This window comes from Aliiroseovarius sp. CAU 1755 (assembly GCF_054482655.1).
In genome coordinates, this window is record NZ_JBTLRH010000002.1 from 699,682 (window position 1) to 726,231 (window position 26,550).

Below are 26,550 nucleotides of genomic sequence, written 5' to 3' on the forward strand. Positions count from 1 at the left end.
CGCTCAATCACCTTTTTCCATAATCGCCTGTTGCAAGCGAATTGCCTGCCGGGTCTCGACTGTGTCGTGGACCCTTAGGATGTGTGCGCCCTGCTCGATCCCATGAAGCGCGACGGCCAGCGAGCCGGCCATCCGATCCTTGGCGTCTTCCGCCTGCCCAATTGTGCCGATGAACCGCTTGCGCGAAACGCCCAGCAGGACAGGCAGACCGAGGTCGTGTAACAGCGACAGGTTCCTGAGCAAAGTCACATTGTGTTCCAAAGTCTTACCAAACCCAATGCCCGGGTCTAAGATAATACGTTCCAGGTTGACCCCGCACTGGGTTGCAAACGCAATGCGGTCTTCCAAAAAGGTCAACACATCAAACAACACGTCAGCATAGCGCGGATTGTCCTGCATCGTGTCGGGCTGCCCCTGCGCATGCATCAGGCACACCGGCACATCGCGTTCGGCCACAAGGTCGGCCAGTTCGGGGTCAAAAGTGAAGGCCGCGACGTCGTTAACCATGTCCGCACCTGCATCCAGAGCGGCTTCAGCCACCCGAGCTTTGCGCGTATCGATCGAGATTGGGGTCGTGATCCCCTCTGCCCGGATCGCCTCGATCACCAGGGCTGTGCGGCGGATTTCTTCTTTGATGGGCACCTCTTGCGCGCCCGGGCGGGTGCTTTCTCCGCCGATATCAAGGATATCTGCATCTTGCGCCATCTCGTGGGCCCGCGCGACCGCAGCGGCAAGTGTGGCATTGTCCCCACCATCTGAAAAACTGTCGGGCGTGACGTTCAACACACCCATCACGCGCGGCCGGTCCAGCCCCAATCCGCACACGTCGGCACGGGGCGCGGACAGTCGTTTAATGGTGGCATGCGGGCAGTCGGACAGAGCGACCCGCCGAGGCGCAGTCGAGCGTTCACGCAGCAAAACCTCGTCAAACCAAATCTGACCAGATCCCGCCAACGCACAGCCCGCATAGGGCAGGCCATGACGCGGCAGGGGGTGCGTGCGCGCCGTCACGGTGCATCCACCAACTGGCGCGACATGACCGGAATAGGCGACAAGGCGGGGGCGTCGTGACCAATCACGATCAGCATCTCGGCCTGCATATGGGCTGCAAACCAGACCGCCAGTTCCAAAGGCGCCGCGCTTGCAGGGCCTTCAACGGCGTCCAGCACCAGTTTTGACGGCGCCCAAACGCTGATCTGACCGTTGTTCATACCCCAGTCAAGTTCGGTCCGGGTTTCGACGACAACGCATCGCGCGTCGCGCGCCGCCAGTCGCCACGCCATCTGTTCGGTCGACAGAAGATCTATACGCGCTGCCGGCCCGGAAAGCGGCGTGGTAGCTGTTGGCGGCTCAGCCCCTTCGACGCATAATATGGCGGGGCGCGCGCCCTGTTCGAGCCGGTCCAAAAACCCGCCCAAATCGGGGCTGTTCACCGCCGCCCTGTCCAAAAGCACCACCATGGGGTGCTTCACCTCGTCCGCCTGATCTGTGGCAGTGTCTGCCACGGCACGGTGACGCACGATCTCGACCCCTAATGTGCCGGACCCCCGGTCCAGCTTCTCAATCCGCACAAACACCCGCAGGGGCTGAGGTTCACGTAAAATGCGGTCGGCAATTCGTTCCGCCAGCGTTTCCAGAAGGTTCAACCGTTCGGCAGCCAATTCGGCTTCTATGGCATCGGTGATCGTATCATAGGAAAGGATATCATCGACATCATCTGTCGCGGCTCCATCACTTGGGGCGACCTCGACGACGACGCTGAAACGCACCCGCTGGGTTGTATCCCGCTCGGACTGAAACGCGCCGATTTCGACCTCGACAACGTGATCGCGCACCGAAATGCGGTCAGGCGGATTGGTCGCGTCAACCTCGGCCGCGGCGCGCTGTGCCAGTGGCGCGAAGGCTATGGCGGTTTCGTCGCTCATCGGTGGCCCTCATACAGAATGACAGCACAATGCCCCGCCGCACGCAGGCTTGACCAGCGCAAAGCGACATCACCGAGGCAATGGCGGCTAAGTTTAGCCGGGGAAGCGATAGAAACGGTGAACACCGATATTGGCCGTCTTAGTCAGGCGATTGGCCCAATTCGGCAGAACAGCCGTCGTGTGATAGTGGGTCGCACCGGCGGTCAGCTGCCGTGTCGCGCCGTCGATCATGGCGCGCGCGATCTTTCCGACACGCGCAAAAGCGCGCGGTTCGTGAATGGCCTCTTCGCGCCCGTCACAGGTATAGGTGAACTGGCAGGCGTATTTGCGCCCCGTGCCCTGGTTGATGACACCGCAGACAGAATTCGGGAATCGAGGATGATCGACACGGTTCAGGATGACTTCGGCCACAGCAAACTGCCCTTTGACAGTTTCGCCACGCGCTTCGAAATACAGCGCCTCTGCAAGGCAGCTCCATTCGGGATCGCGTTCAGGCGCCGGTTGCGACGCCAACCATTCCAAAGAATAGTTGATCGCATTGGCTTGGTCTGACGTCGTAGGAAGCTTGGCCATCGAGGCAAGACGCGCGCCCGGCATCGCCCCAAACCCCGCACGGTCTTGAAGTAAAAGCGCTCCGAACGGGTTGGCATTCCCTTCGGCCGAAGCTGGAAGCCCTGCAAGGCCAACGCCCAGCGTGACAAGAGCCGGCGCAAGCAGGCGCAGCAATTCTCGTTTCATCAAAACAACCCCCAGTCCCGAAAACAATCGGTTTACAAGGCGTCGGAATACGAAAAATTTGCCTCTGCGTCCAGACCAGCGGGCTGGGCGATGTGGTTCAAAACGCCGCATCTTGCCAGATTTCGCGCAGCGGAAACTGAAAAACCCTTTTGGATCAATCGTCTTGCGGGCTTTCAGCGCCTTGCGCCTCGATCGCCAGCTGGGCGGCGGCGAGACGCGCAATCGGCACCCTGAAGGGCGAGCAAGAGACATAGTCATACCCTGCATCGCGACAGAATCGGATCGATTCCGGGTTGCCGCCATGTTCGCCACAAATCGAAAGCGTCAGGTTCGGATTTTCGGCGCGCCCACGTGTGGCGCCCATTTCTAACAACTCACCCACGCCATCGGTATCCAGCATGTGAAACGGGTCTTCCTTGTAGACGCCCTGCGCCACGTATTCCCCCATGAAACGGCCCGCGTCATCACGCGACAGGCCATAGGTCATTTGGGTCAGGTCATTGGTGCCAAACGACATGAAAGAGGCATGCTGCGCAATTTCGGCAGCCCTGAGCGCCGCGCGAGGTGTTTCCACCATGACCCCAAGGCGGTAGGTGAAATTGGACCCATGCTCAATACGCACCTCGGCGGCGACGGCGTCAATCCGGGCTTTCACGATCTCGACCTCGCGCTTGGCGGAAACCAGCGGGATCATGATCTCGGGCACGACGGGATCGCCGGATATCGAGGCTTCAATGGTGGCCTCGAAGATTGCGCGGGCCTGCATGTCATAGATTTCGGGCACAGTCACGCCAAGGCGCACCCCGCGCATACCCAGCATCGGATTGAACTCGCGCAGGCCCGACACCCGGCGTTCGACATCGCGCAGCGGCAGATCAAGGGCCTCTGCTAGCTCTCGCAATCCTTCGCGCCCATGCGGCAAAAACTCGTGCAAAGGCGGGTCGAACAAGCGAATGCAAACCGGCAACCCCTGCATGATCTTGAAAAGCTCGGTAAAGTCATCACGCTGCATTGGCAGCAGGCGGTCCAGCGCGGCGCGGCGGTCTTTGGAATGGTCCGCAAAGATCATTTCGCGCATCGCCAAAAGGCGGTCGTCGTCGATGAACATATGCTCGGTCCGGCACAGGCCGATCCCTTCGGCAGCGAACATTCGCGCGTTGCGGGCGTCTGGTGGGCTGTCTGCATTGGCGCGCACACCCATGTCGCGGAACTCATCCGCCCATGCCATAAGCGTTTGAAACCCTTCGCCCAATTCAGGCGGAAGCATTTCGACCTCGCCGACAAGCGCTTCGCCCAAAGTGCCATCGATGCTGATCACGTCGCCGTCTTCGAACACCCGACCTTCGGCTGTTTCAAGTCGTCCCTTCCGTTCATCCACAGTCAGATTCTGCGCGCCGACAACGCATGGCAACCCAAGGCCACGCGCGATCACTGCGGCGTGGCTGGTGATCCCGCCGCGAACGGTCAGAATGCCCTTGGCGGCGTGCATCCCGCGGATATCCTCGGGACTGGTTTCGCGCCGAACGAGGATACAGTTTTCCCCCTGCGCGGCCATCGCCTGAGCCGCCCGTGCGTTGAAGACAATCTTGCCGGTGGCTGCGCCGGGACTGGCTGCAATCCCCTGCGCAAAGCGATCGCGTTTGCCATTGGGGTTGATCTGGCTGTGCAGCAGTTCAGTCAAGGCGCGCGGCGGGATACGCATCACCGCGTCTGCACGCGAAATGAACCCATCCTCTGCCAGCGAAACGGCAATGCGAACATTCGCCCGTTCGCTACGCGCGACCCGCACAGCATCAAGGATAAAAAGCTGTTCGTTGTCGATGGCAAACTCGATCTCCATCTCTTCGCGGAGCCGCGCGCGGCACAGATCGCCATATTGCAACAGCGCCGCAAAGCTTTCCGGCAACACCTCTTCGATCGACCTGCCGCGTGCATCTTTCGTCAGATACATGACATCGCGATCCTCGGCGCTTGCAATGGCGTCACGCCCCTGACTTTTACACAGGTATCGCCCGCGAATTTCGCGCCGTCCGGTTTGCCCATTGACGAATTGGATCACGCCAGAGCCGCAGATCCCCTGCCCCACACCAAGCGCCATCTTCTGCACCACAAGACCCAACCCGGCATCGGCTGGCGCTCCCTTGGCTTCACGCAGCAGACGTGCCGTTGTGCCTTCCCATGCGCGCGCCATCGAGCGCAGAATCTCGGCCAGTTGTTCTTTGGGATCTTGCGGAAAATAGTCGTCGGTTTCTTCTTCATAGAGCTCAAGTGCAGCGCGCAACGCATCCGCAGATGGGGTCGAGAACGTCTCGAACTCATCCGGGTCCAGCCGCCCCACATGCACCGCGTAGGATTGAATAAACCGCAAATACAGCGCGTTGGCCGCCGCTTCGCCATGCGATTTCACCAGCTTGGCGTGCACGGCATCATTCATGCCAATGTTCAGAATGGCCCCCGGCCCGCCCCAATCCGGGTCTTCCGACGATGGGCGCACCGACACCAGCGGATCAGGACCAAACAGCGCCAACATGGCATCAAGGTCGGGCATATCCCCGGCCGAAACACCGTGCACCGCATCGAAGCCAAGCGCGACTGTGCGCGGCACGGGCATATTGAGCCGGATCAGCCGCTGCAGGCATTTCGCCCGCCCCCCGTGGCGCGCGTTTTCGATCACCGCTGTGGGTGTGATTTCCGTGAACGCCATTGCACCTGGTTTCTGCACTGCAGCACCGCCTTTCGTCCCACACAATACCGCGCAAACCGTATCGCACAAGGTTTACATGGCAAACGGTCACACGTTCTGTCTGTGGTCTGTGGCAGCGCAGTCGTCACGACACAAGCGCGCCGGCCGCCCTTGGTTTTCAGCCTTCGATGCGGGAAAGATCCGCGACACCTGCCGACACCGCACGAATGCGGGCCAGAAGGTTCAGGCGATTGCGCCGCACAACCTGATTGTCGGTGTTGATCTGCACGGCCTCGAAAAACGAATCGATGGGCGCGCGCAAGCTGGCCATTGCAGCCATTGCCGCCGCGAAATCTTCGGCCTCCATGGCAGGGGTGATTGCAGCTTGGGCGGCGTCAAGAGCAGCAAACAGCGCCTTTTCCTCATCCGCCTCGGCAAATTTCACATCCGCTCCATAGGAGTATTCGACCCCATCCTTTTCTTCGGCCTGCGCCAGAATATTCGTCGACCGCTTGACCCCTTGCAGCAGGTTCTCGCCGTCTTCGGTGGCCAGAAACGCCGACAGAGCCTCGGCGCGTTTCACCAAAAGCGTCAGGTCGTCATTGCCCGGCATATGCAAACACGCGTCGATGACATCGTGACGGACGCCCTTGTCGCGCAGATAAACTTTCAGCCGATCATGGAAGAAGGCCAACAGATCGTCAGAGGTGTCCGGAAGGCTTTCCTTCACACCCTCAAGATGCTTGGACAAATCACCATCGAAATGGTCCAGAACGGTGCGGATCGCAGCCCCGAACACGCCGTGATCGGCAATCTCTGCGTCCAAATCGTGCAGAAGGGCGGCGCGCACTTCACCGTTTTCGTTCTGCTCGATCTCGTGTCGCAGAAGCTGGGCGTCAAACAAAGCGTCCAGATTTATCCGCAACCTGTTGTCCAAGATCAGGCGGATCACGCCCAGCGCTGCACGACGCAGCGCAAACGGGTCTTTCGACCCCGTTGGCTTTTCGTCGATGGCCCAGAACCCGGCCAATGTATCCAGCTTGTCAGCCAAAGCGACCGCCACGGAAACAGGCGCCGAAGGCACGTCATCGGATGGTCCAAGCGGTGAATAATGTTCCAACGCGGCAGCCGCAACTTCGGCAGGATGCCCCGCGACACCGGCATAGTATTTGCCCATAAGCCCTTGAAGTTCAGGAAATTCATACACCATTTCCGAGCTAAGATCCGCCTTGGCCCAGCGCGCGGCAAGCACCGCCAAATCGACATCCGCCCCCACCGCAGGCGCTACGGCCCGCGCCATAGCCGTGATGCGGACAATGCGATCCCCTTGCGATCCAAGCTTGTTGTGGAATGTCACGTTATCAAGGCTTTCCAGCCACGCAGCACCACCCGCTTCGGCAACGCGCAGGTCATTTTCCCAAAAGAACTTTGCATCCGCCAGCCTTGCATACAAAACCTTCTGGTTTCCGGCCAGAATGGTTGCCCCGTGGTCGGCAGTCTCGCGGTTGGCCACGGTGACGAACTTCTCGATCAACCCGGATTTCGGGTTCCTCACCGAGAAAAACTTCTGATGCTCTTTCATCGAGGTTTGCAGCACCTCAGGCGGCAGGGGGATGAAGTCCTTGGCAATATCGCCCATCAGCACCACCGGCCATTCGACCAGACCGGCAACTTCGGCCAGCAGCGCTTTGTCCTCGACAATCTCCAGCCCTTGGGCGAAGGCAGCGTTCTGCGCTTCGGCCCAGATATGGTCGGCACGTTCCGCGGGTGACAAGATAACCTTGGCGGCTTTCAACTTGGCTTCGTAGTCGGCAAAGCTGGACACAGAGAAACGACCGGGGGCCATGAAGCGGTGACCTTCCGTGCTGTCGCCGGCTTTGATCCCGTCAATCTCAAGCGGCACGACGTTTGCGCCAGCCTCGTCGGACAAGATGCAAAGGATCGAATGCAACGTGCGCACCCAGCGCAGGCTGCCCGCCCCCCATCGCATCGACTTGGGCCATGGGAAGTTGCGGATCGTGGCGTCCAGAACGTCGGCGACGATCTCGGCTGCGGGGCGACCTTTCTTTTCGATCAGCGCGAAATAGACCGGTCCTTTCGGGGTGTCGCGCTCCTCAAGCTGATCGCGGGTCAGGCCTGCGCCGCGCAGGAAGCCCTCGATGGCCTTGTCGGGCGCACCCACTTTCGGCCCCTTGCGTTCTTCGCGCGTGTCGGGCGACGTGGCCAATAGCCCGTCAACTGCCAGCGTCAAACGGCGCGGCGTGGAAAACGCAGCAGCCCCTGCATAGGTCAGCCCGGCGTCAACCAGTCCATCTGTGACAAGCTTTTTCAGGTCTTCAGCCGCGCGCAGCTGCATCCGTGCAGGGATTTCTTCGGAAAAGAGCTCAATAAGCAGGTCGGGCATATCGTTCACTCGCTGTATTTTTCGTTCAGCTGATGCCAGGCAAAGCCCCGGCCATCGGGAAAGATCGCGACCACGCGGTCAACCCCGTGCTGAATGTTTCGTTCACCCAAAAAGGCAATGGCATCGCCGGTTTCCAAGGCAGCGCCGATTTGATCTGCGTCGAAGCAATCGAACCAACCCGGTGCGGTCAAGGGCGTAGCGCCTTCATAGGTTTCGTAGGTTTCCGTCAGCATCGCAAGGCTCATCGTCGTGGTGAAGCACCCGCGGAAGCGAAGCGGAGAGCTGTCGGCATCGATCCCGTCGAAACTGTCATAAAGCACCAATTCCGGCTCGCCGGTCACAAGGTTGGTCATGCGCAATTGCGCGTCTGCCGAAACGTCCTCGTAAAAAGCATAAAGTTGCAACCAATAGATTGCGACGCCCGAAATGATTGCTGTCAGCACAATGAATATCGCCAGTATTTTTCCGGTCACGCTGCATCCCCCGCCCAGCCACCTGCACGGGTTTGGACGAAGGCGTCAGCGCATTGCTTGGCCAGTGCACGGACGCGGCCGATATAGGCCTGTCGCTCGGTCACCGAAATCACGCCGCGCGCATCCAGAAGGTTGAAGATGTGGCTGGCCTTGATGCATTGATCATAGGCCGGGTGCGCCATGACGATACGCTTGCCGGTTTTAGGGTCATGGTGGTCGTGATCAAGGATCGCGCGGCATTCGGCCTCGGCCTCTTCGAAATGGCGCAACAACACCTCGGTATCCGCCACATCGAAATTCCAGCGCGCGTATTCTTCCTCGGTCTGCTTGAAGACATCACCGTAGGTCAGCGGTATGCGGGCGTCGGGGGCGTTGAACGGCATATCCATGACATGATCAATGCCCAGAATATACATCGCCAGACGTTCCAACCCATATGTCAGTTCGCCCGAGACAGGCTTGCAGTCATACCCGCCAACCTGCTGGAAATAGGTGAACTGGCTGACTTCCATCCCATCGCACCAGACCTCCCATCCCAGACCCCATGCGCCCAGCGTGGGGCTTTCCCAGTCATCTTCAACGAACCGGATGTCGTGCAGGTCCATGTCGATGCCAATGGCTTCGAGCGACCCAAGATAAAGCGCTTGCAGGTCAGGTGGGCTGGGTTTGATCAGCACCTGAAACTGGTAATAATGCTGCAGCCGGTTCGGGTTCTCGCCATAGCGCCCATCGGTAGGGCGGCGCGACGGCTGCACATAGGCTGCTGCCCATGGTTGCGCACCTAAGGAGCGAAGGGTTGTCGCCGGGTGAAAGGTTCCTGCGCCGACCTCCATGTCATACGGTTGCAACACCGCACAGCCTTGCGCCGCCCAATAGGCTTGAAGGCGCAGGATGATGTCCTGAAAACTTTGCGGTCGCGTGTCGCTGTTGGCCATGGAGTTGCCCATCTGGTGATTGCCGGAATGTGTGCCCTCAATACGGCCTGCCCCCCAAAGGGTCAACGCGTGAAACAGGCGCAAGCACCGCCCAGCGCCCACGTTGGCCACATGCGCGCAAGTCACGCCGCAAAGTTTCCCATACCAAACACGTGAAGGTGCTGGACCCGGCGCACGAAACTGTCATATTGCGCCCGTTATATTGACCAGATCCGGGCAGAATGTGCTATTTGCCTGACCAGAATTGAAAAACGAACCCGAGGCTTCGAGGATTTATGACCAAACGCCTAGCCGCCACCACCGCCGCAGCCGCCCTTGCCACCGGACTTTCCATCAGTTTGGCAGGCCTGCCTGCAATGGCGCAGCAGGGTTCCTCTGACCGCCTGTCGCCGTCTCAAACTCAAGATCTGCTCTGGATCCAGATCGAAGCCCAACCCACCTTGCGTGAAGCAGAGGACCGCGTGCGCGACTACGCCACCCGGCTTGAGGGCGTGAACGGGTTTCGTGTTGGCGGCAACTGGTATGGCATCGTGCTTGGCCCCTATACCGAACGCGCAGCCACAATCCAGCTTCAATCACTGAAGAACGCGGGCCTGATCCCGCGCGACAGCTTCATTACCTATTCACGCCAACTGCGGCAGCAGTTCTGGCCGGTCGGCGCAAACGCCTTGGCGACGACGCCCCTGACTGCGTCGGAAGCGGTCCAGTTGCCCGCGGCCAGTGAAGACACCGCGCCACAGGGCGATCAGGTGGCATCGGTGGAACAGCCCGTTGATAGCCCAGCCGTTCTTGCCCAACCCGAAGCTCCGGTTGAAGAAACGCGTCGCGAGGCATTGCAGGGCGAACGGTTGCTGGATCGCGAGGCGCGGATGGGCTTGCAGGTCGCGCTACAATGGGGCGGGTATTACACTTCGGCCATTGATGGCGCGTTTGGGGCGGGCACACGCCGGTCCATGGCGGCATGGCAAACCGATCGCGGCTACGATCCGACCGGTGTCCTGACGACCCGTCAACGCGCCGAGCTTTTGGCAAGCTACCAATCCGTGATCTCGTCGCTTGGCATGACCACCTATCTGGACGAAGACGCCGGTCTTTCGGTTGCCGTTCCGGGCGCGATGGTTGCCTTCGATCGTTACGAGGCGCCCTTCGTGCATTTCGCCACCAAGGACGACAGCGGTGTGGGCGTGGTGCTGATCAGCCAATCCGGCGACCAAGACACGCTTTACGGGCTTTACGATATCCTTCAGTCGCTCGAAATCGTGCCGCTGGATGGCCCGCGCGAGCGCAAGAAATCCTCCTTCACCATCGAAGGTGCGGATGACAAGATCACCTCGTATACGCAGGCAGAACTGGTTGATGGCACCGTGAAAGGGTTCACCCTGATCTGGCCGAAAGGGGACGACAAACGTCGCGACCTTGCCCTGCGCGACATGAAGGCCAGCTTTGCGTCGCTGGGACCGGCAGCGTTGGCGGATACGGCCGGGCTGGACACCACAACGCAAAGCCTTGATCTGCTGTCGGGTTTGGAAATCCGTAGCCCCAAAATGTCGCGGTCCGGCTTCTATGTGGATGCGAATGGCACCATCCTGACGACAGCTGAGGCGGTTGAGCAATGTGGCCGGATATCCATCAACGACGACTACGACGCCGAAGTCACCGCTGTCGACACGACCCATGGTTTGGCGCTTTTGACCGCCAAGGACGCGCTGGCCCCGATCGCCTATGCGTCGTTCCAATCGGTCAAGCCGCGGTTGAAATCCGATGTGGCAGTCGCTGGCTATTCCTATGAGGGGCGCCTGACCGCGCCGAGCCTGACCTTTGGCACGCTGGCTGAACTCAGAGGCCTGAATGGCGAACCCGATCTGGCGCGGCTGACCCTTGCTGCCCTTCCAGGCGACGCTGGCGGCCCTGTTCTGGATGTCGGTGGCGCAGTCATGGGCATGCTTCTGCCAGCCCAGTCGACCCAAGGGCGCACCCTGCCCGATGGTGTCAGCTTCGCGCTGGACGCTGCAACGGTGACCGAATTCCTGACCGACAACGGTGTCTCAACCAAGGTCGCGGACAAGATCGCCTCGATGGATCCCGTTGACCTGAGCGCCATGGCCGCAGACATGACCGTTCTGGTCAGCTGCTGGGATTAAGCGGCCGCAAACGAATGGGCGCGGCGCTGGAACGGAAAGGCACCCGCTCTATCAGCCCTGCCAGAACTTCACGGTGAACAGAACATAGACGGCCAGCAGCTCCAGTCGGCCGATCAGCATGGTGATCGCCAAGATCCACTTGGCGGTGTCGCTAAGGCTTCCGAAGTTTCCCGCAGGACCGATGATATCACCCAAACCGGGACCGATATTGGCCACGGCCGCCGCCGCCCCGGAAACCGAGGTGGTAAAATCCAGCCCGGTCATCCCCAAAAGGACGGACACCACGCCAAGGGTGACGATAAAAAACACAAAGAAGCTCATCACCGACGACAGGACATCTTCGTCCACGCGCCGACCGGCATAGCGCGGCGTGAACAGGCCGTGCGGTGAATGGATGGCGCGGATTTGTGCCTTGATGGACGAAAACAGCAACTGATAGCGGAACACCTTGATCGAACAAGCCGTCGATCCAGCACAGCCTCCGATCAGACCGATAAAGAAGAACACGACCACGGGAAATGCGCCCCAAAGCTGATAGTCCACACTGGCATAGCCTGTGCCGCTGATAATCGAGGTCACGTTGAACAAGACTTCGCCGAACCCGCGCCCCACATGGTCACCATTGGCCAGCAACCGATACAGGGTCATCATCAATGTGATCACCAGAATGGTCAGCAGGTAGGCGCGCACCTGCGGGTCGACAAGAATGGGGCGCGCTGTGCCAGTCAACAGTTGGATATATCTGACGAACGGCAGACTTGCCAAAATCATGAAGAAGGCCGCGACATATTCCGGTGCACCGCGGAACGCTCCGAAAGAGGCATCCGTCGATGAGAACCCGCCCGTCGCGATGGTGGTCATGGCGTGATACAGCGCCTCGAACGGCGGCAGTCCAACCGCATAATAGGTCGCGGCACAGACCAGCGTCAGAAACAGGTAAATCTGGCTGATGCGTCCGGCAATCTCGGCGGCACGTGGCAACACCTTTCCCATCGTGTCAAACGCTTCTGACCGGAAGATTTGCATACCCCCGACGCGCAGTTCGGGCAGAAACACCATCGCCACAACAATGATCCCGATCCCGCCATACCATTGCAACAATGCCCGCCAGAACAACAGACCCTTGGGCATGTCATCCAGACCCGACAGAACCGTGGCCCCTGTGGTGGTCAGGCCTGACATTGCCTCGAAAAAGGCGTCCACCAGACTCGCATCAATCTCTGAAAAGAGGAAAGGCAGCGCCGCGAAAACGGGCAGAGCCAACCAAACACCCGTGGTCAGTAAAAAGGTTTGCTGGATCGACAGCCCTTTGCCCACGCCATTGGCCGTGGACAGTGCCATCGACCCCCCGACCAGTGTGGTGATCACCGCGCTTTCCAGAAAAACGGCCCAATCAGGGCTGCCATAAGCCAGATCAATCCCCATCGGGATCAGCATCGTGACCCCTAAGGCGGCAACCAGAAGGCCAATGACATAAACGACAGGTCGCAGATCGAACATGGGCGAAGGGTTGGCCGCCCGCACACGAACTGTCAAGGATCAGATGGCGTTGAAGCCACGCAACCCCTGGGCCTGTGTCCCATTCGCAGAGCGCCCGCGACAGGCGCACATCCCGCGCGGCCTAGCCCACATGAAACAGCGTCGAGAACAGCTTGGGGTCAAGGCTTTCCGCCTCAAACGTTTCGCCTTCGGTCAGGATCGATACGGCATCATGGCTGTGCAGGCTTTCCTGATGGCTGGCCACCACGCGGAAATCTCCGATCCGGTCATCTTGTTGCAAATGCTCGCAGAACAATCGCGCGGCATCCTCGACGAAGATCGGGTTGGCGGCGTTTAGTTCGGCAAAGGCTTGTTCGTCTTCGCGTTTGACCATGACCTGAGTCTCTGTCGGCACCGCCGCGCGGCAAATATCTATCAGGTCTTCGAACCAGAATGTCTGCGGCTGCTTGACCTTCTCAACCGAGATGCGCGCGACCGAGCGCTGCGAATGCGGCGTCGCAAGCTGGCCGCGCATCTGGCGCGCGTGCTCAGACAATTCCAGCGAACAGGGGCAGGTCGAGGAGTAGACATAGTCCAGATGCATGAATTTGCGCCGTTTGCCGCGATGTTCGACCAGTTCCAGCGCGATGTCGTAAAACTGATAGCCAGACAGGCCTGATCGCAGGCTTTGCACCCGCGCGGGGTAGGAAAAGCGCATTTCGATCCGGGCATCGAGGCTTTCAAGATCGGTCTTGTAGTCGTCCAGCGCGGCTTCGATCACGTCAAAGCTGAAGGTCTTTTCGGCATGGGCATAAAAGCTGCGCATGATGCGCGACATGTTGATGCCCTTCTTGCCCGCCTCAAGACTGACCGTCCCGGTGACCGAAGTTTCCAGCGTCACGTCTTCGCCGTCGCGGGTGTGATAACGGATCGGCAGGCGGAAGTTGGAAATCCCCACATGCTGAATATGCCGCTTGGCCCCTTGGATCAGGCTTGCCGGTCCGTTTTGCAGGTCCGGCATCGACGCCTTATAGGCCGCGTCTGGTGCAAAATCTGACGGGTAGTCCCGGTTCAGATCCGGGTAATTCGGAAGCTCCGCACCCGGCAAAAGCCGCGCAATGGCTGGGTCAAGTCTCGCCACCTCGACAGGGTCCGCCTTTGCGGCCCAGTCGCGCAAGACATCAAGCGCATCACGCGCGGCGTCCTCAGTTGGCGTTGCGCCACCCTTGCGCTTCATTTGGTTCATCACGGACCTCCCGATCCTGTCACACCCCACTAACATAGGAGTGTGACAGAGATTCTCCAAACACGATGAGAAAGAAGCGACAGATCAGGCAGCGTTCAAGGCTCGTGTCAGGTCTGCGATCAAATCTTGCGTGTCCTCAAGTCCAATGGACAGGCGCAGAAGACCGGGCGCGATCCCCAATTGGGCCTTCTGATCATCGGGCAAACGCTGGTGCGTCGTCGTCGCCGGATGGGTCACGATAGATTTCGCATCGCCAAGGTTGTTGGAAATCAGCACAATCTCAAGCGCATTCAGGAACCGGAACGCGGCTTCTTTGCCGCCTGAAAGCTCCAACGAAAGGACCGTGCCAGCCCCGCCAATCATCTGGCGTTCAGCAAGCGCTTTGTCCGGGTGGCTGTCCAAAAGCGGATGTATGACGCGGGCGAGTTTCTGGTGGCCTTCCAATGCGCGCGCAATTTCCAGCGCCGAATTGGCTTGCGCCTTCACGCGCAGGTCCATCGTCTCCAACCCTTTCAGCATGACCCACGCATTAAACGGGCTCATCGCGCCGCCGGTGTGCTTCAGATAGGGTTCCAGCGTCTTGCGGATATAGTCTTGCGTGCCCAGAACGACGCCGCCAAGGCACCGCCCCTGCCCGTCCACATGCTTGGTGGTCGAATACACGACCACATCGGCGCCTTGCTCGATGGCTCGGCTGAACACAGGCGTGGCGAACACGTTATCCACAACGACCAACGCCCCAACCGCATGGGCAATCTTTGCGACACCTTCGATGTCGATCACCTCAAGTGTGGGGTTGGACACGCTTTCAAAGAAACAGACAGCAGTGTCCGGGCGCACGGCTGCGCGCCAAGCGTCAAGGTCGGTGCCATCCACCAGCGTTACCTCGACCCCGAACCGGGCGAGGATATCTTCGAGCACATAGAGGCAGGACCCGAACAGCGCGCGCCCGGCAACAACGTGATCACCCGCTTTCAGAAGGGACATCATCGCGCCGTTGACAGCCGCCATGCCCGAAGCAGTCGCAAACGCATCTTCGGCCCCTTCAAGGGCCGCCATACGGTCTTCGAACATTGCGACGGTCGGATTGCCGTAGCGGGCGTAAATGAACTCGTCCCGGCTGCTTTCGATAAAGCGTGCCTCGGCCTGTTCGGCACTTTCATAGACAAAGCCCTGGGTCAGGAAGATCGCTTCGCTGACCTCGTTATACTGACTGCGACGCGTGCCGCCATGCACCGCAGTGGTCCGTTTCGACCAACCCGATTTTGCCTCTGTCATCGCGCGTTCCTTTCGCACAAAAAAACCCCCACCGCATTACGAGCGCCGGGGGTGAATTTGCGGGGCATGTCGCCCGCAAGGTCCCTGACCTCTTTAGCAGAATATTTTACGTGGCCCGCAATCCGGTAAACAAATCGCCACGCAGCAAGCCCTAGCGCCTGATGAAAACTGCGTCAAGTGTGCACGCCCGGCACGCTCGCCGGATCGTGAACAACGGGCGGCGCGCATGCCCTTGCCAATTGGCACTCGCCTGTCATCCTGCAGACCACTGAAGGAGAGACATCATGCCCACCCCGATAGAGCTTTATTATTGGCCCACACCGAACGGTTGGAAAATCTCGATCGCGCTTGAGGAAATGGCGCTGCCTTACGAGGTCAAGCTGGTGAACATCGGCGCGGGCGACCAGTTCGAACCCGACTTCCTGAAGATCGCTCCAAACAACCGGATGCCCGCCATCATCGACCCGGACGGGCCGGATGGCGCGCCGATCTCGATCTTTGAAAGCGGCGCGATCTTGCAGTATCTGGCGCGTAAAACGGGGCTTTTCTGCGGAAAGACGGAACGCGAGCGTGTGGCCGTGGATCAATGGCTCATGTGGCAGATGGGGGGCTTGGGTCCGATGGCCGGTCAGGCGCATCACTTCCTGAAATACGCACCTGCGATGGAGCCGCCCAATGACTTGCCCTATGCCAAGGACCGCTACCGCGCGGAAACCGCTCGGCTTTACGGCGTGATTGATCGCCAGCTTGCCAACAACCGCTATTTGGCGGGCGACACCTATTCCATTGCTGACATGGCATCTTGGGGGTGGGCCTCACTTTGGGAAGGGCAAGAGCAGACGTTGGATGACAAACCCAACCTGGCCCGTTGGCTGGATGAGGTCGGCGCACGTCCGGCAGTGCAACGCGGACGTGCCGTCGCCGCAGATCAGCGCAGCAATCTGCAGTCTGACAAGAAAGCCCAGGACGTTTTGTTCAAGCGGTAGCCAGCTTCGCCGGTCGTCTCTGTCATTCGAGTGGGGGCGCATCGCAGAAAAACGGGCGATCTAGCGGCTCAGATCAGCTGTTTTCGGGGTCTTCTTCGATCCCGAAGCGCTTGAACAATCCGGCCTGAGACATGAAAAACGCGAAGGTCGCCAGTGGCAGACCGAAAGTCTTGAAGTTCACCCAGGCATCGGTGGACAGACTGCGCCAGATCGCCTCGTTCGCGATGGCGAGGGCCAGAAAAAACAGCGCCAACCGCTTGGTCAGGATCATCCAGCCTTGGCGCTCTAATGGCAGGGCGCGGTCCATCACGGCCTCAAGATAGCTTTCGCCGCGCAACAATCCGAACCCCAGCAGCCCGGCAAACAGCAGGTAGATCATCGTCGGCTTCATCTTGAAGAAGCGTTCGTCGTTGAACCAGATCGACAACCCGCCAAACCCGATGACCAGCACAAGCGTCACGATCTGCATCTTCGACAGATGCCCGGTGATCCGCCAGAGCGCGAGCGTGGCCAGAACCAGAACCGGTATGAACATTGCCGTTACCGCCACGAACCCCGAATAGTCGGTGCCTGCGAGGGTGAAGGTGCGATCCTTCAATAAGGTGTAGGCCACAAAAAAAAGGATGATTGGTCCGTATTCCAGCGCAATCCTTAGCATCGGGTAGTCCTGCTTTTCGGTCATGGTGCCTCCTTATCCGCCCATTTCGACTATCACGGCGCCAACTGCGATCAAAGCCATCATCGTCAGGCGACGCGGCCCGACGCGTTCTTTCAGCACAAGCCAGCCGATCAGGGCAGCAAACACGGTCGAGGTTTCGCGCAAAACGGCGGCTTCGCCAACACTATCTAGCCGTGTGGCCAACATGATCGAGCCGAAGCTGAAATAGGCGACGAATGCACCAAGAACGCCACGCCCCAACAGCGGGGCAAGTGCAGGACGCTCTGGCATATTCCACCAGCGCAAGCCCGCGATGATCGGCATGAAAAACCCATCGATGAAGAAAAACCACGCCAGGAATGTAAAGGGGTCGGCGGTCGCGCGGATGCCATAAGCGTCGTAAGTGGTATACGCCGCAACGAAAAGCCCCGTCACAACGGCCATCGCCAAAGCGGGCTTCAGAAGCTCGCGCCCCATCTGCCAGTGGCGCAGGTTATAGGCGGCAAGGGCGAAAATGCCCGCCACCAGCGTCGCAACCCCCACCCACTGTATCGCGGTGAACGTCTCGCCAAACAGAATGCCCGCCCCGATCACCGTGAACAGCGGCCCGGTGCCACGCACCACCGGGTAGACGACCGTATAGGACCCCAGCGCATAGGTGTAGCTTTGCGCGATTTTGTATCCAACATGGATCACAAAAACGACCGCGAAGATGGGCCACATGTGAGGCTCGGGCCATGGGACGACGAACAGGGCGAAGGGCGCGGCGATCACTCCGTAGGACAGATCAATCGCGCCGCGCGACAACCACGGATCGTGGCGTCCCTTCTGAAGCGCGCCAAAAAACGCGTGCAGAAACGCCGCGAACAAGGCCAGCATCAAGGCGACCTGATGGCCAGCCTCGGTGCCTTCCAGCGATATGAGCCAGTCGCTCATGCCCCACGCTTATTCGGTGATGCCGATCAGGGCGCGGGCAAATTCCTCGGGGTCGAAGGGGGCAAGATCGTCGATCTGTTCGCCAACGCCAATGGCGTGGATCGGCAAGGCGAACCTGTCGGCCAACGCCACCAGAACGCCGCCTTTTGCCGTGCCATCAAGCTTGGTCATCACCAGACCGGAGACGTCCGCCAGCTTCTGAAAGGTTTCGACCTGACGAAGGGCATTCTGACCCGTAGTCGCATCCAGCACCAGCAAGGTATTATGCGGTGCCGTCTCGTCTTTCTTCTTGATAACACGCACGATCTTGGCCAGCTCTTCCATCAAGTCAGCGCGGTTTTGCAAACGCCCGGCGGTGTCGATCATCAAAAGATCAGCGCCGTCCGCCTCGGCTTGGGTCATCGCATCGAAGGCGAGCGAGGCTGGGTCCGACCCTTCGGGCGCGGTCAGGACAGGCACGCCCGCGCGATCCCCCCAGACTTGCAACTGCTCGACGGCAGCTGCACGGAAGGTGTCGCCGGCGGCGATAACGACCTTTTTGCCAGCGGCGGTGAACTGGCTGGCCAGCTTGCCGATCGTTGTCGTCTTGCCGGCGCCATTCACGCCGACGATCAACACCACCTGAGGGCGTTTGGGATAGATCGGCATGGGCTGAGCCACGGGCTCCATAATCCGCGCGACTTCAGATGCCAGCACGGATTTGATCTCGGCCACAGACAGTTTTTTGCCGAAATGCCGCTCCGAGATATTGGCGGTTACGCGCATTGCGGTGTCCACGCCCATATCGGACGTGATCATCAGATCTTCGAGGCTTTCAAGCATGTCGTCATCGACGGTCCGGCGGACGACGGTTTTGGCCTCGCGCCGCCCGAACATACGGCCCAGCAGGCCGGGTTTGGCGGCGGTGGTGGGTGCGACGTCAGCGGCGATATCCAGCGGCGCGGGATCGACCAGCTTCGCTGGCTGAGGCTCGGGTTCGGGTTCGGGTTCGGGTTCGGGTTCGGGTTCGGGTTCGGGTTCGGGTTCGGGTTCGGGTTCGGGTTCGGGTTCGGGTTCGGGTTCGGGTTCGGGTTCGGGTGAAATCTCCGCGACCTCTTCCGACGCCTCAAGGGCCTTTTCGGACGTCGCATCATTGGCAGGTTCTACCAAGTTTTCGATTGCGCCCTCGATCTCATCAAGCTGCTCTTCCAACGAGGCGTCAATGCCGTCTTCCGGTTCAACCCAAGGCTCCAAAGCCTCCGCAGCAGCAGCCTGTTCGGGCGTCACCTCTTCCATGTCAGCCAAGAGCGCTTCGTATTCTGCATCGGCGGTCGCCTGATCAAACTCAGGCTCAGGCTCAGGCTCAGGCTCAGGCTCAGGCTCAGGCTCAGGAATTACGTCATCTGGGGCGGTCTCTGTATCAACCACGCCCGGCGCGGCGGTTGCCACGACCTCGTCTTGTGTCGCCTCAACCAGCTCTTCCTCGCCGCCATCCTCAACGATGGCCTCAAGACCTTCTTCAAGCTTGGATGAGGATTTGAACAGACGTTCTTTGAGTTTCGAGAAAAAAGCCATGTGCGCCCTCTTGATCGCTTTCTATCCAACTATGACACATAAGTGTCGGATGGAAGGGGGCAGCGCAGGCGTTCACCCCAGCATGCCACCCCACAGGATCAAAACCTGCCCAGCAACATAGAGCGTCCAGACCGCATACCCGGCCTTCATGCGGTGGTGATGGGTATCTGACATTCGAAACAGATTGATCGCCAAGATTACGTCAGACACGATGAACAACGCCGCGCCGATCACCATCCACCCGAAGGGCAGCGTCAGGGCCGCCAAGCCCATCGCGCCGATGATCACCACATAGATACGCACTGGCCATTGCAGATGCCCGGTATGGGTGGCCAGCCACAGTTCGGTCGAGACCATCAGAGCCACCAGAATGATCGCGGCCACAGGGGCGGACGAAAACGCGTCCCACAGGGGGGCATTTGACACGCTCATGAAATGAAGAATGTAAACCAAGTGCGCCAATGCGAAGGCCGACAGTCCATAAAGGAAGGGTCCATCCCCGTCCCGTGACAGCCCAAAATCGCCCAAGGCCGAAAGAAACAAGGCGGCGACAAGGAATGGCCCCACCCCACCCGCATAGGCCGCGAATGAAAAGGCCAGAACCGGCACCGTCTTGATAATCGAGCGCGACCAGGACACCGAAGCCGAGGTCAAAGGCAGATAAGCGGCCGCGCACATCAGACCAAAGATCATCAACAGGTTGCTCATGCTATCTTCCTAACGCTGCAGCCCTTAACAACAGGTGTTCGTGCGCGTGGCACGGTCCAAGCGATGCGCGGCGCGGCCCTGCGGGTCAAGCGTGACGTTGGAAGAACGCGGGCCGCTCGGTCGGGCTAAACCTCGTCCGGAAAATGTTTCATGGTGAGCAGGATGGGATTGGGTGCCGCCTGCCCCAGCCCGCAGATCGAGGCATCTTGCATCACTGCGCACAGCTCGCCCAGCAGGTCTTGATCCCAACGGTCCGCCTGCATCAGTTTCACGGCCTTCTCGCAGCCAGATCGACACGGGGTGCATTGGCCGCAGCTTTCATCTTCAAAAAACCGCAGCATGTTCAGGGCCGCATCGCGGGCGCTGTCTTTGTCAGACAGGACGACGACCGCCGCCGAGCCAATAAACGTGCCATGCGGCTGCAACGTGTCGAAATCCAGCGGGATGTCATCCATTGACGCGGGCAGCAGCCCCGAAGACGGGCCGCCGGGCTGATAGGCCTTGAAGCTGTGCCCGTCGGCCATGCCTCCACACGCTTCAATGATGTCGATGATCGTCGAGCCAGCGGGCAGAAGGTGCACGCCCGGATTGGCCACGCGACCGGACACGGAATAGCTGCGCAGCCCCGTGCGGCCGTTCTTTTCGACCGAGGTCAGGATTTCTGGGCCTTCGCGCAGGATGCGGGTGACCCAGTGCAGCGTTTCGACGTTATGCACCAGTGTTGGGCGGTCGAAGATGCCCACTTGCGCCACGAAGGGCGGACGGTGGCGCGGCATACCGCGCTTGCCTTCGATGGATTCGATCATCGCGCTTTCTTCGCCGCAGATATAGGCACCTGCCCCGCGCCGCAGGTCGACATAGCCGGGCGTGACAATGCCTGCGGCCTCAAGTGCTGCAATTTCGCGGCGCAGGATCTCCAACACAGCGGGGTATTCGTCGCGCATGTAGATAAAACAGGTCTCGGCCTCGACCGCCCAGGCGGCGATCAACATGCCTTCCAGCATAAGGTGCGGCGTGCGCTCCAGATAGTAGCGGTCTTTGAAGGTGCCCGGCTCGCCCTCGTCGCCATTCACGGCCAGATAACGGGGGCCGTCATTGGCGCGCACAAAGCCCCATTTCTTCCCCGACGGGAACCCAGCCCCACCAAGCCCACGCAGACCGGCGGCCAGCACGTCGTCCTGCACGGCCTTCCAATCGCCACCCGCGCGCAGATCTTCAAGCTTGGCATAGCCTCCAGCGGCGCGATAAACCGCGAGGTCTTCATAGGCGGGCAGTTTGGCGTGTGTTTCCCCGGCGGCAATCGCTGCCTGCACCTTTTCCGGTGTCGCGTGGTCGATGTGATTGTGCCCCAGTTCCAGCACCGGGGCTGTATCGCAGCGGCCCATGCAGGGCGCGCACACGACGCGCACTTCGGCGGCATCGAGCCCATCCTCAAGGGCTTTTTGCAACGTCTCCGCCCCGGCCAACTCGCATGACAGGCTGTCACAGACACGAATGGTCAACGCGGGTGGAGGTGTCTCATCTTCGCGCACCACGTCGAAATGGGCATAGAAGCTGGCAACCTCATAGGCTTCGGCCTGACCGATCTTCAACTCATACGCCAAGGCCCGCAGATATGGGGCGGACAGGTGGCCGTGGGCGTCCTGGATCAGGTGCAGAAATTCGATCAACAGATCGCGCCGGCGCGGACGATCACCCAGCATGGCTTGGACGGCTTCCAGCGCGGCGGGATCGACCTGTCGGCCTTTCGGCTTGCGTCGCCCCTTGCCCTTACCCGATTTCCAGATGCCTTTTTTGTCGCCCAGCGCCATGTCCAACCTCAATGTGATACCGCCCCACACTAGACCCCGCGCTTACCACCGCGCTATCCAAAAACGACATGCGCTTGGCGGATTGCGTATCTTTGCCATTTGCACGATATTTCCCGCATGACGCGGGTAGGTTACGTCACGAGCGGAGGCCCTATGGCGAAAATCATCTCTCACCCTCTTCGGTTCTTTGCGGTAAGTGCCGCAACACCGATGCTGTTGATCGCGCTTGGCGCCATCTTTGGCGGCCCTTTCGCGCTGGCGGCTCTTCTCTATATGACAGCGCTGTCTTACGGCGCCGACGAGCTGATTTTGCGCATCGCTGAACCGCTTGATGAAGACGGGATCACCAAGGACGCAAACCGACTGTCCGCTGCATTGGCCATCGCGCATTTCCCCCTGTTGGCGCTGGTTGTCTTTGCCCTATCTGGCGGAACTGGCTTGGCCTTGGGTGGCCTCATCGCGACATTCCTGGCGGCTGGCTTGTTTTTTGGGCAAGTCTCTAACTCGAACGCGCATGAGTTGATCCACCGAAGCAACAGGGTGCTGCGGGGTTTGGGGAAATGGGTCTATATTTCGCTTTTGTTTGGTCACCACGCCTCGGCGCACCCCAAAGTGCACCACAGGTGGGTGGCAACGCCAGACGACCCCAACACCGCCCAGGAAGGCGAAAGCTTCTATGACTTCGCACCACGCGCTTGGAAGGGCTCGTTTTCAGCGGGCTATGATATGGAAAAACAGGATCTGGAGCGCAAGAGCGGGCGAGCGCTGAACCCCTATGTCACCTATATCGGAGGCGGTATCGCAATGGTGGTGCTGTCGATCTTTATCGGTGGGTTCGGCGGCTTGATCGGCTATCTCCTGCTCTGCGCACACGCCCAGACGCAGCTTTTGCTGTCCGATTACGTCCAACACTACGGCCTGACGCGCGCCATGCGCGACGATGGCAACTATGAACCCGTTGGCGTGAAGCACAGTTGGAACGCACCCCATTGGTTCACAAGCCACATGATGCTGAATGCCCCACGCCACTCCGACCACCACGCCCACCCGATGCGGCCATACCCAGCGCTTCGCTTGCCCACCGCACTCGAAGCGCCAATGCTGCCTCATTCGTTGCCCGCAATGGCCACGATCGCACTGATCCCCAGCCTTTGGCGCAAGGTGATGTCGCGCGCTTTGACCCGCTGGCGGGCGCAGGAGGCGCAGGCATCGACAGTCCAACCGTGAGCCTCGTTCCAATGGCCGGCGGGGAACCTTGCGGCACTTTCCCCTTCACGCGGCACCACAACCGCCTATTGTGCAAGTCACGCGGCAGGCTGCCAACCGTGGGGATAATCAACAAACCCATGGCGATACGCGCCATGCAGCCCTATATTGCTATTGACGTGGCGACCGCGAAAGGAGCCTGAAATGTCTGAGAACGGATTACAGAAAACGGCATTCTTCATGCTTGTCGCCCTGATCCTCTATGTCTCGATCACGGGAGGGGCATGATGTCTCAGCGGTTCGGAGGCGAATTCAGCCCAAACGGCCAGCCTAAGACACAAGGCAAGGCGCCGGTGCGCCGCCCGTTTGACGGCAAACAACCCGCTCGCAGCGCCGGGCGGGTCAATTTTCTGTTCATCGCCCCACTGCCGCTTGCAATCCGTGCCTTCTTTCAGGACCCGGCCGGGCTTGCCATGACGCTGGCCGCTTTCGGATTGCTGATCCTGTCTGCCTGGATGACCCGAGATGGCGTTTTCGCCCACCAAGCCTATGATGCTCGCAAAATCGCGCGTCGCCCTGCCATTCCTCGCAAGATCTTCGGATCGGTATTGATGGGCGCAGGGCTGGGGCTTGCGGGGTTTGTCGGAGGCAGCATGGCAAGCGCCATCATCTTTGCAGTCCTTGGTGCCGGTTTGCATTTTGCCGCTTTCGGCCCGGACCCCCTGCGCAACAAAGGGGTGGATGGCGTGGACACATTCCAGACCGACCGCGTTGCCCGCGCCGTGACCGAAGCAGAAAAGCACTTGTCCGCGATGAAAGAGTCCATCGGGCGCACGCGTGATCGCCACCTTCAAGCGCGGATCGACAGCTTTTCCACCACTGCGCGCGAAATGTTTCGCACGGTCGAAGATGACCCGCGTGACCTGACCGCCGCGCGCAAATATCTGGGCGTCTATCTTCTGGGGGCCCGCGACGCGACAACCAAGTTCGTCGATATCTACCAACGCGAACCCAAAGGCGGTGCGCGGGCTGCCTATGAAACGCTTCTGGACGATCTGGAAGCAAATTTCACAGCCCGCACCCAGCAATTTCTAAGCGATAACCGCACGGACCTTGATGTTGAAATCGAGGTTCTGCGCGAAAGACTGGCACGCGAAGGCGTGCGTATGGAGTAACTTGTGAGGATTTCCCAATGACCGAGACCATTCGCCAAAGGGCCGCAGCTGCCCTGAAAGACATCGAAGAAGTGACAGCCGTCGTGCTGCCTGAACCCAGCACCGCCCTTGTGCCGTTGAAAAAGGCCAACAAGAAGGTCTCTGCTGAAATCGAAAAGCGCATGGCTGAAATTGACATGAGCAACACCCAGTCGATCATCGAGTTTGGCACAGCCGCGCAGTCAGAACTGCAAGTGATCAGCCAAGACATGCTGGCCGGTGTGCGCAACAAGGATGTTGGTCCTGCTGGGGATGGGCTGCGCAACATCGTGACCACGATCCGTGGTTTTTCGATCAGTGAACTGGACATGCGCCGTGAACGCAGTTGGTGGGAAAAACTTCTGGGGCGCGCAGCCCCAGCCGCAAAATTCATGGCCCGCTACGAAGATGTTCAGGGCCAGATCGACAGGGTCACGGACAACCTCCTGACCCACGAACACACGCTTCTCAAGGATATCAAGTCGCTCGACAAGCTCTATGAAAAGACGCTTGAGTTCTATGACGAGCTGGCGCTGTATATCTCGGCCGGTGAAGCCAAGTTGGCCGAGCTGGACGACACCGTGATCCCTGCGAAAGAGGCCGAAGTTGCCGCCGCACCTGAAGATCAGGGTGTGATCAAGGCGCAAGAGCTGCGTGACCTGCGTGCCGCGCGTGATGATCTGGAACGCCGCGTGCATGACCTGAAACTGACCCGCCAGGTGACGATGCAGTCCCTGCCTTCGATCCGGTTGGTTCAGGAAAATGACAAATCACTGGTGACGAAAATCAACTCGACCCTCGTCAACACCGTGCCTCTGTGGGAAACACAGCTTGCACAGGCGGTAACCATTCAGCGGTCTGCAGATGCAGCGGCCGCGGTGAAGGGTGCAACCGACCTGACCAACGAGCTTTTGACGGCCAACGCAAAGAACCTGCGCGACGCCAACAAGATTGTGCGCGAGGAAATGGAGCGCGGCGTCTTCGATATCGAAGCCGTCAAGCAAGCCAACGCCGACCTGATCGCAACCATCGAAGAAAGCCTTGCGATCGCCGACGAAGGCAAAGCGAAACGCGCAGCCGCCGAAGAGGAGTTGATCAAGATGGAGGCAGAGCTGAAGGACACTCTTGCGTCTGCCAAGGCACGCGGTACGGCATCCGGTCATAACATGGCCAGCGCCGTTCCTGGCGCCTAGGCCTGACCAGGCGAAGGGGAAAAGATGCGGCGAAACGCAGTCAAGATGGCAACCGGAGCGCTGGCGGTATCGCTGGCGCTTTCGGCGTGCAACAGCACTGGTCCCGGCATGACCGGCCTGCCGTCGTCGCCGGCACCTAAACCGCGTGCTGTCGCCGCACCTTCCCTGCCCGGACCAAACAGCGACGCACTGGCCGCCTACTATGCCAGCGTTCAGCGCAGCCTGTTGACGCAGGGGCTTTTGCGGACCGATGGCGGGGGCGCGGACGTGCCGTTCAGCGCCGCGATGCTGGCGCGCAATTTCGAACGCATTGCCTTCTTTCAGGAATATGCAGCGTCAGGGGGGCAGCTTGTTGCACGCGAAAACGCCTCGCGTCTGACGCGCTGGCAAAAACCGGTGCAGATCTCGATCAAGTTTGGTCCGACCGTGTCGGATGAAAAGCAAACCAAGGATCGCGCAACACTTTCCAAATACGCGCGCAGGCTGGCGCGGGTGACGGGGCATCCGATCTCGACCGTTGCAGAGGGCGGGAATTTCCGCGTCTATGTCTTGAACGAAGACGAACGTCGCGCGTTCGGACCAGAGCTGCGCCGCGTCGTGCCCGGCATCAGCGCCGCCAGTCAACGCGCCGTTCTGAACATGCCGCGCGACACGTATTGCCTTGTCTTTGCCCGCGATCCGGCCAACTCCGGCCACTTCGAACAAGCCGTCGCTGTTATCCGCGGCGAACACCCCGATCTGATGCGCACGGCCTGTATCCACGAAGAGGTTGCCCAAGGTCTGGGCTTGTCAAATGACAGCCCACAGGCGCGCCCCTCGATCTTTAATGATGACGAGGAATTCGGCCTGCTGACAACGCATGACGAAATGCTTTTACGCATGCTGTATGACGACCGGATGCGTCCCGGCATGTCGGCACAGCAAGCACGCCCGCTGATCACCCAAATTGCCGCCGAACTGACGGGCGGCCCTGTATGACAGACACTCCAAGGAGCGAACGCAA

Annotated in this window: 21 protein-coding genes and 1 riboswitch; of the genes, 6 read left to right on the forward strand and 15 right to left on the reverse strand. The window is 59.9% G+C overall.

Going from position 1 to position 26,550, the window contains the following annotated elements; all coding sequences use genetic code 11:
* Window positions 1–3: 3 nt before the first annotated feature.
* From folP to ACXYMP_RS10555, 7 genes are all read right to left on the reverse strand, one after another.
* Window positions 4–1,011: a dihydropteroate synthase gene (gene folP, locus ACXYMP_RS10525; protein ID WP_458906145.1), complete on the reverse strand. Its 1,008-nt coding sequence runs from the start codon at window positions 1,009–1,011 to the stop codon at window positions 4–6.
* Complete coding sequence (locus ACXYMP_RS10530; RefSeq protein WP_458906147.1) at window positions 1,008–1,925, reverse strand: dihydroneopterin aldolase; 918 nt, start codon at window positions 1,923–1,925, stop codon at window positions 1,008–1,010. Before ACXYMP_RS10530 ends, folP begins: the two co-directional genes overlap by 4 nt.
* A 93-nt stretch (window positions 1,926–2,018) precedes the next feature.
* Window positions 2,019–2,663, reverse strand: a complete 645-nt coding sequence (locus ACXYMP_RS10535; protein ID WP_298564849.1) for a cell wall hydrolase — start codon at window positions 2,661–2,663, stop codon at window positions 2,019–2,021.
* A gap of 154 nt (window positions 2,664–2,817) precedes the next feature.
* Window positions 2,818–5,367 (reverse strand): pyruvate, phosphate dikinase, encoded by a 2,550-nt coding sequence (ppdK, locus tag ACXYMP_RS10540; RefSeq protein ID WP_458906149.1) that lies wholly within the window; start codon window positions 5,365–5,367, stop codon window positions 2,818–2,820.
* Window positions 5,368–5,524: 157 nt separating this feature from the next.
* Window positions 5,525–7,750, reverse strand: a complete 2,226-nt coding sequence (gene glyS, locus ACXYMP_RS10545; RefSeq protein ID WP_458906516.1) for a glycine--tRNA ligase subunit beta — start codon at window positions 7,748–7,750, stop codon at window positions 5,525–5,527.
* A 5-nt stretch (window positions 7,751–7,755) separates the two neighbouring features.
* A complete protein-coding gene (locus tag ACXYMP_RS10550; protein ID WP_458906151.1) occupies window positions 7,756–8,223 on the reverse strand; it encodes a DUF6446 family protein in 468 nt (155 codons plus the stop codon).
* The gene (locus ACXYMP_RS10555; protein ID WP_298564844.1) at window positions 8,220–9,158 is read right to left on the reverse strand and encodes a glycine--tRNA ligase subunit alpha; all 939 of its coding nucleotides are present in this window, start codon (window positions 9,156–9,158) and stop codon (window positions 8,220–8,222) included. Before ACXYMP_RS10555 ends, ACXYMP_RS10550 begins: the two co-directional genes overlap by 4 nt.
* Window positions 9,159–9,433: 275 nt before the next feature.
* Between ACXYMP_RS10555 and ACXYMP_RS10560 the strand changes: the two genes are divergently transcribed.
* Window positions 9,434–11,299, forward strand: coding sequence for a trypsin-like peptidase domain-containing protein (locus ACXYMP_RS10560; RefSeq protein ID WP_458906153.1), 1,866 nt, complete (start codon window positions 9,434–9,436; stop codon window positions 11,297–11,299).
* A gap of 51 nt (window positions 11,300–11,350) precedes the next feature.
* Here ACXYMP_RS10560 and ACXYMP_RS10565 read toward each other — a convergent pair whose 3' ends face one another.
* The 3 genes from ACXYMP_RS10565 to metZ form a co-directional block, all read right to left on the reverse strand.
* Window positions 11,351–12,799: a TrkH family potassium uptake protein gene (locus tag ACXYMP_RS10565; protein ID WP_298566125.1), complete on the reverse strand. Its 1,449-nt coding sequence runs from the start codon at window positions 12,797–12,799 to the stop codon at window positions 11,351–11,353.
* Between the two features lie 121 nt (window positions 12,800–12,920).
* On the reverse strand, window positions 12,921–14,024 hold the full coding sequence (folE2, locus tag ACXYMP_RS10570) for a GTP cyclohydrolase FolE2 (RefSeq protein WP_458906155.1): 1,104 nt from the start codon (window positions 14,022–14,024) through the stop codon (window positions 12,921–12,923).
* A gap of 84 nt (window positions 14,025–14,108) precedes the next feature.
* Window positions 14,109–15,302, reverse strand: coding sequence for an O-succinylhomoserine sulfhydrylase (gene metZ, locus ACXYMP_RS10575; RefSeq protein ID WP_458906157.1), 1,194 nt, complete (start codon window positions 15,300–15,302; stop codon window positions 14,109–14,111).
* Window positions 15,303–15,374: 72 nt separating this feature from the next.
* Window positions 15,375–15,453: riboswitch (SAM riboswitch) on the reverse strand.
* 133 nt (window positions 15,454–15,586) lie between these two features.
* Between metZ and ACXYMP_RS10580 the strand changes: the two genes are divergently transcribed.
* Window positions 15,587–16,288, forward strand: coding sequence for a glutathione S-transferase N-terminal domain-containing protein (locus ACXYMP_RS10580; protein WP_458906159.1), 702 nt, complete (start codon window positions 15,587–15,589; stop codon window positions 16,286–16,288).
* Window positions 16,289–16,361: 73 nt separating this feature from the next.
* On the opposite strand, the gene ACXYMP_RS10585 is transcribed toward ACXYMP_RS10580, so the two are convergent.
* The 5 genes from ACXYMP_RS10585 to ACXYMP_RS10605 all read right to left on the reverse strand — a co-directional run bounded on the left by ACXYMP_RS10585 (window position 16,362) and on the right by ACXYMP_RS10605 (window position 21,955).
* Window positions 16,362–16,970 (reverse strand): inner membrane-spanning protein YciB, encoded by a 609-nt coding sequence (locus ACXYMP_RS10585; protein WP_298564832.1) that lies wholly within the window; start codon window positions 16,968–16,970, stop codon window positions 16,362–16,364.
* Window positions 16,971–16,979: 9 nt separating this feature from the next.
* The gene (locus tag ACXYMP_RS10590) at window positions 16,980–17,882 is read right to left on the reverse strand and encodes an EamA family transporter (protein WP_298564829.1); all 903 of its coding nucleotides are present in this window, start codon (window positions 17,880–17,882) and stop codon (window positions 16,980–16,982) included.
* 9 nt (window positions 17,883–17,891) lie between these two features.
* Window positions 17,892–19,436: a signal recognition particle-docking protein FtsY gene (ftsY, locus tag ACXYMP_RS10595; RefSeq protein WP_458906162.1), complete on the reverse strand. Its 1,545-nt coding sequence runs from the start codon at window positions 19,434–19,436 to the stop codon at window positions 17,892–17,894.
* Window positions 19,437–19,508: 72 nt separating this feature from the next.
* Window positions 19,509–20,144 carry a lysoplasmalogenase gene (locus tag ACXYMP_RS10600; RefSeq protein ID WP_458906164.1) on the reverse strand — a complete coding sequence of 212 codons (636 nt, stop codon included), beginning with the start codon at window positions 20,142–20,144 and terminating at the stop codon, window positions 19,509–19,511.
* Window positions 20,145–20,269: 125 nt separating this feature from the next.
* Window positions 20,270–21,955 carry an NAD(P)H-dependent oxidoreductase subunit E gene (locus tag ACXYMP_RS10605; protein WP_458906166.1) on the reverse strand — a complete coding sequence of 562 codons (1,686 nt, stop codon included), beginning with the start codon at window positions 21,953–21,955 and terminating at the stop codon, window positions 20,270–20,272.
* Window positions 21,956–22,108: 153 nt separating this feature from the next.
* Between ACXYMP_RS10605 and ACXYMP_RS10610 the strand changes: the two genes are divergently transcribed.
* From ACXYMP_RS10610 to ACXYMP_RS10625, 4 genes are all read left to right on the forward strand, one after another.
* Window positions 22,109–23,182: an alkane 1-monooxygenase gene (locus ACXYMP_RS10610; protein ID WP_458906168.1), complete on the forward strand. Its 1,074-nt coding sequence runs from the start codon at window positions 22,109–22,111 to the stop codon at window positions 23,180–23,182.
* 266 nt (window positions 23,183–23,448) lie between these two features.
* Window positions 23,449–24,336: a 5-bromo-4-chloroindolyl phosphate hydrolysis family protein gene (locus tag ACXYMP_RS10615; RefSeq protein ID WP_298569472.1), complete on the forward strand. Its 888-nt coding sequence runs from the start codon at window positions 23,449–23,451 to the stop codon at window positions 24,334–24,336.
* A gap of 17 nt (window positions 24,337–24,353) precedes the next feature.
* Entirely contained in the window at window positions 24,354–25,547 is a 1,194-nt protein-coding gene (locus ACXYMP_RS10620; RefSeq protein WP_298569469.1) for a toxic anion resistance protein, read from the forward strand.
* A 24-nt stretch (window positions 25,548–25,571) separates the two neighbouring features.
* Window positions 25,572–26,525, forward strand: coding sequence for a DUF2927 domain-containing protein (locus tag ACXYMP_RS10625; RefSeq protein ID WP_298569428.1), 954 nt, complete (start codon window positions 25,572–25,574; stop codon window positions 26,523–26,525).
* Window positions 26,526–26,550: the final 25 nt, after the last annotated feature.

Bases quoted from the DNA above. Each gene is read 5' to 3' on its own strand.
- metZ (WP_458906157.1), bottom strand. From the start codon at position 15,302: ATGACAGAGGCAAAATCGGGTTGGTCGAAACGGACCACTGCGGTGCAT.
- ACXYMP_RS10585 (WP_298564832.1), bottom strand. From the start codon at position 16,970: ATGACCGAAAAGCAGGACTACCCGATGCTAAGGATTGCGCTGGAATAC.
- ftsY (WP_458906162.1), bottom strand. From the start codon at position 19,436: ATGGCTTTTTTCTCGAAACTCAAAGAACGTCTGTTCAAATCCTCATCC.
- ACXYMP_RS10560 (WP_458906153.1), top strand. From the start codon at position 9,434: ATGACCAAACGCCTAGCCGCCACCACCGCCGCAGCCGCCCTTGCCACC.
- ACXYMP_RS10565 (WP_298566125.1), bottom strand. From the start codon at position 12,799: ATGTTCGATCTGCGACCTGTCGTTTATGTCATTGGCCTTCTGGTTGCC.
- ACXYMP_RS10620 (WP_298569469.1), top strand. From the start codon at position 24,354: ATGACCGAGACCATTCGCCAAAGGGCCGCAGCTGCCCTGAAAGACATC.
- ACXYMP_RS10555 (WP_298564844.1), bottom strand. From the start codon at position 9,158: ATGGCCAACAGCGACACGCGACCGCAAAGTTTTCAGGACATCATCCTG.
- ACXYMP_RS10530 (WP_458906147.1), bottom strand. From the start codon at position 1,925: ATGAGCGACGAAACCGCCATAGCCTTCGCGCCACTGGCACAGCGCGCC.
- ACXYMP_RS10625 (WP_298569428.1), top strand. From the start codon at position 25,572: ATGCGGCGAAACGCAGTCAAGATGGCAACCGGAGCGCTGGCGGTATCG.
- ACXYMP_RS10535 (WP_298564849.1), bottom strand. From the start codon at position 2,663: ATGAAACGAGAATTGCTGCGCCTGCTTGCGCCGGCTCTTGTCACGCTG.
- folE2 (WP_458906155.1), bottom strand. From the start codon at position 14,024: ATGAACCAAATGAAGCGCAAGGGTGGCGCAACGCCAACTGAGGACGCC.
- ACXYMP_RS10580 (WP_458906159.1), top strand. From the start codon at position 15,587: ATGCCCACCCCGATAGAGCTTTATTATTGGCCCACACCGAACGGTTGG.
- glyS (WP_458906516.1), bottom strand. From the start codon at position 7,750: ATGCCCGACCTGCTTATTGAGCTCTTTTCCGAAGAAATCCCTGCACGG.
- ACXYMP_RS10610 (WP_458906168.1), top strand. From the start codon at position 22,109: ATGGCGAAAATCATCTCTCACCCTCTTCGGTTCTTTGCGGTAAGTGCC.
- ACXYMP_RS10615 (WP_298569472.1), top strand. From the start codon at position 23,449: ATGTCTCAGCGGTTCGGAGGCGAATTCAGCCCAAACGGCCAGCCTAAG.
- ppdK (WP_458906149.1), bottom strand. From the start codon at position 5,367: ATGGCGTTCACGGAAATCACACCCACAGCGGTGATCGAAAACGCGCGC.
- ACXYMP_RS10590 (WP_298564829.1), bottom strand. From the start codon at position 17,882: ATGAGCGACTGGCTCATATCGCTGGAAGGCACCGAGGCTGGCCATCAG.
- ACXYMP_RS10600 (WP_458906164.1), bottom strand. From the start codon at position 20,144: ATGAGCAACCTGTTGATGATCTTTGGTCTGATGTGCGCGGCCGCTTAT.
- ACXYMP_RS10605 (WP_458906166.1), bottom strand. From the start codon at position 21,955: ATGGCGCTGGGCGACAAAAAAGGCATCTGGAAATCGGGTAAGGGCAAG.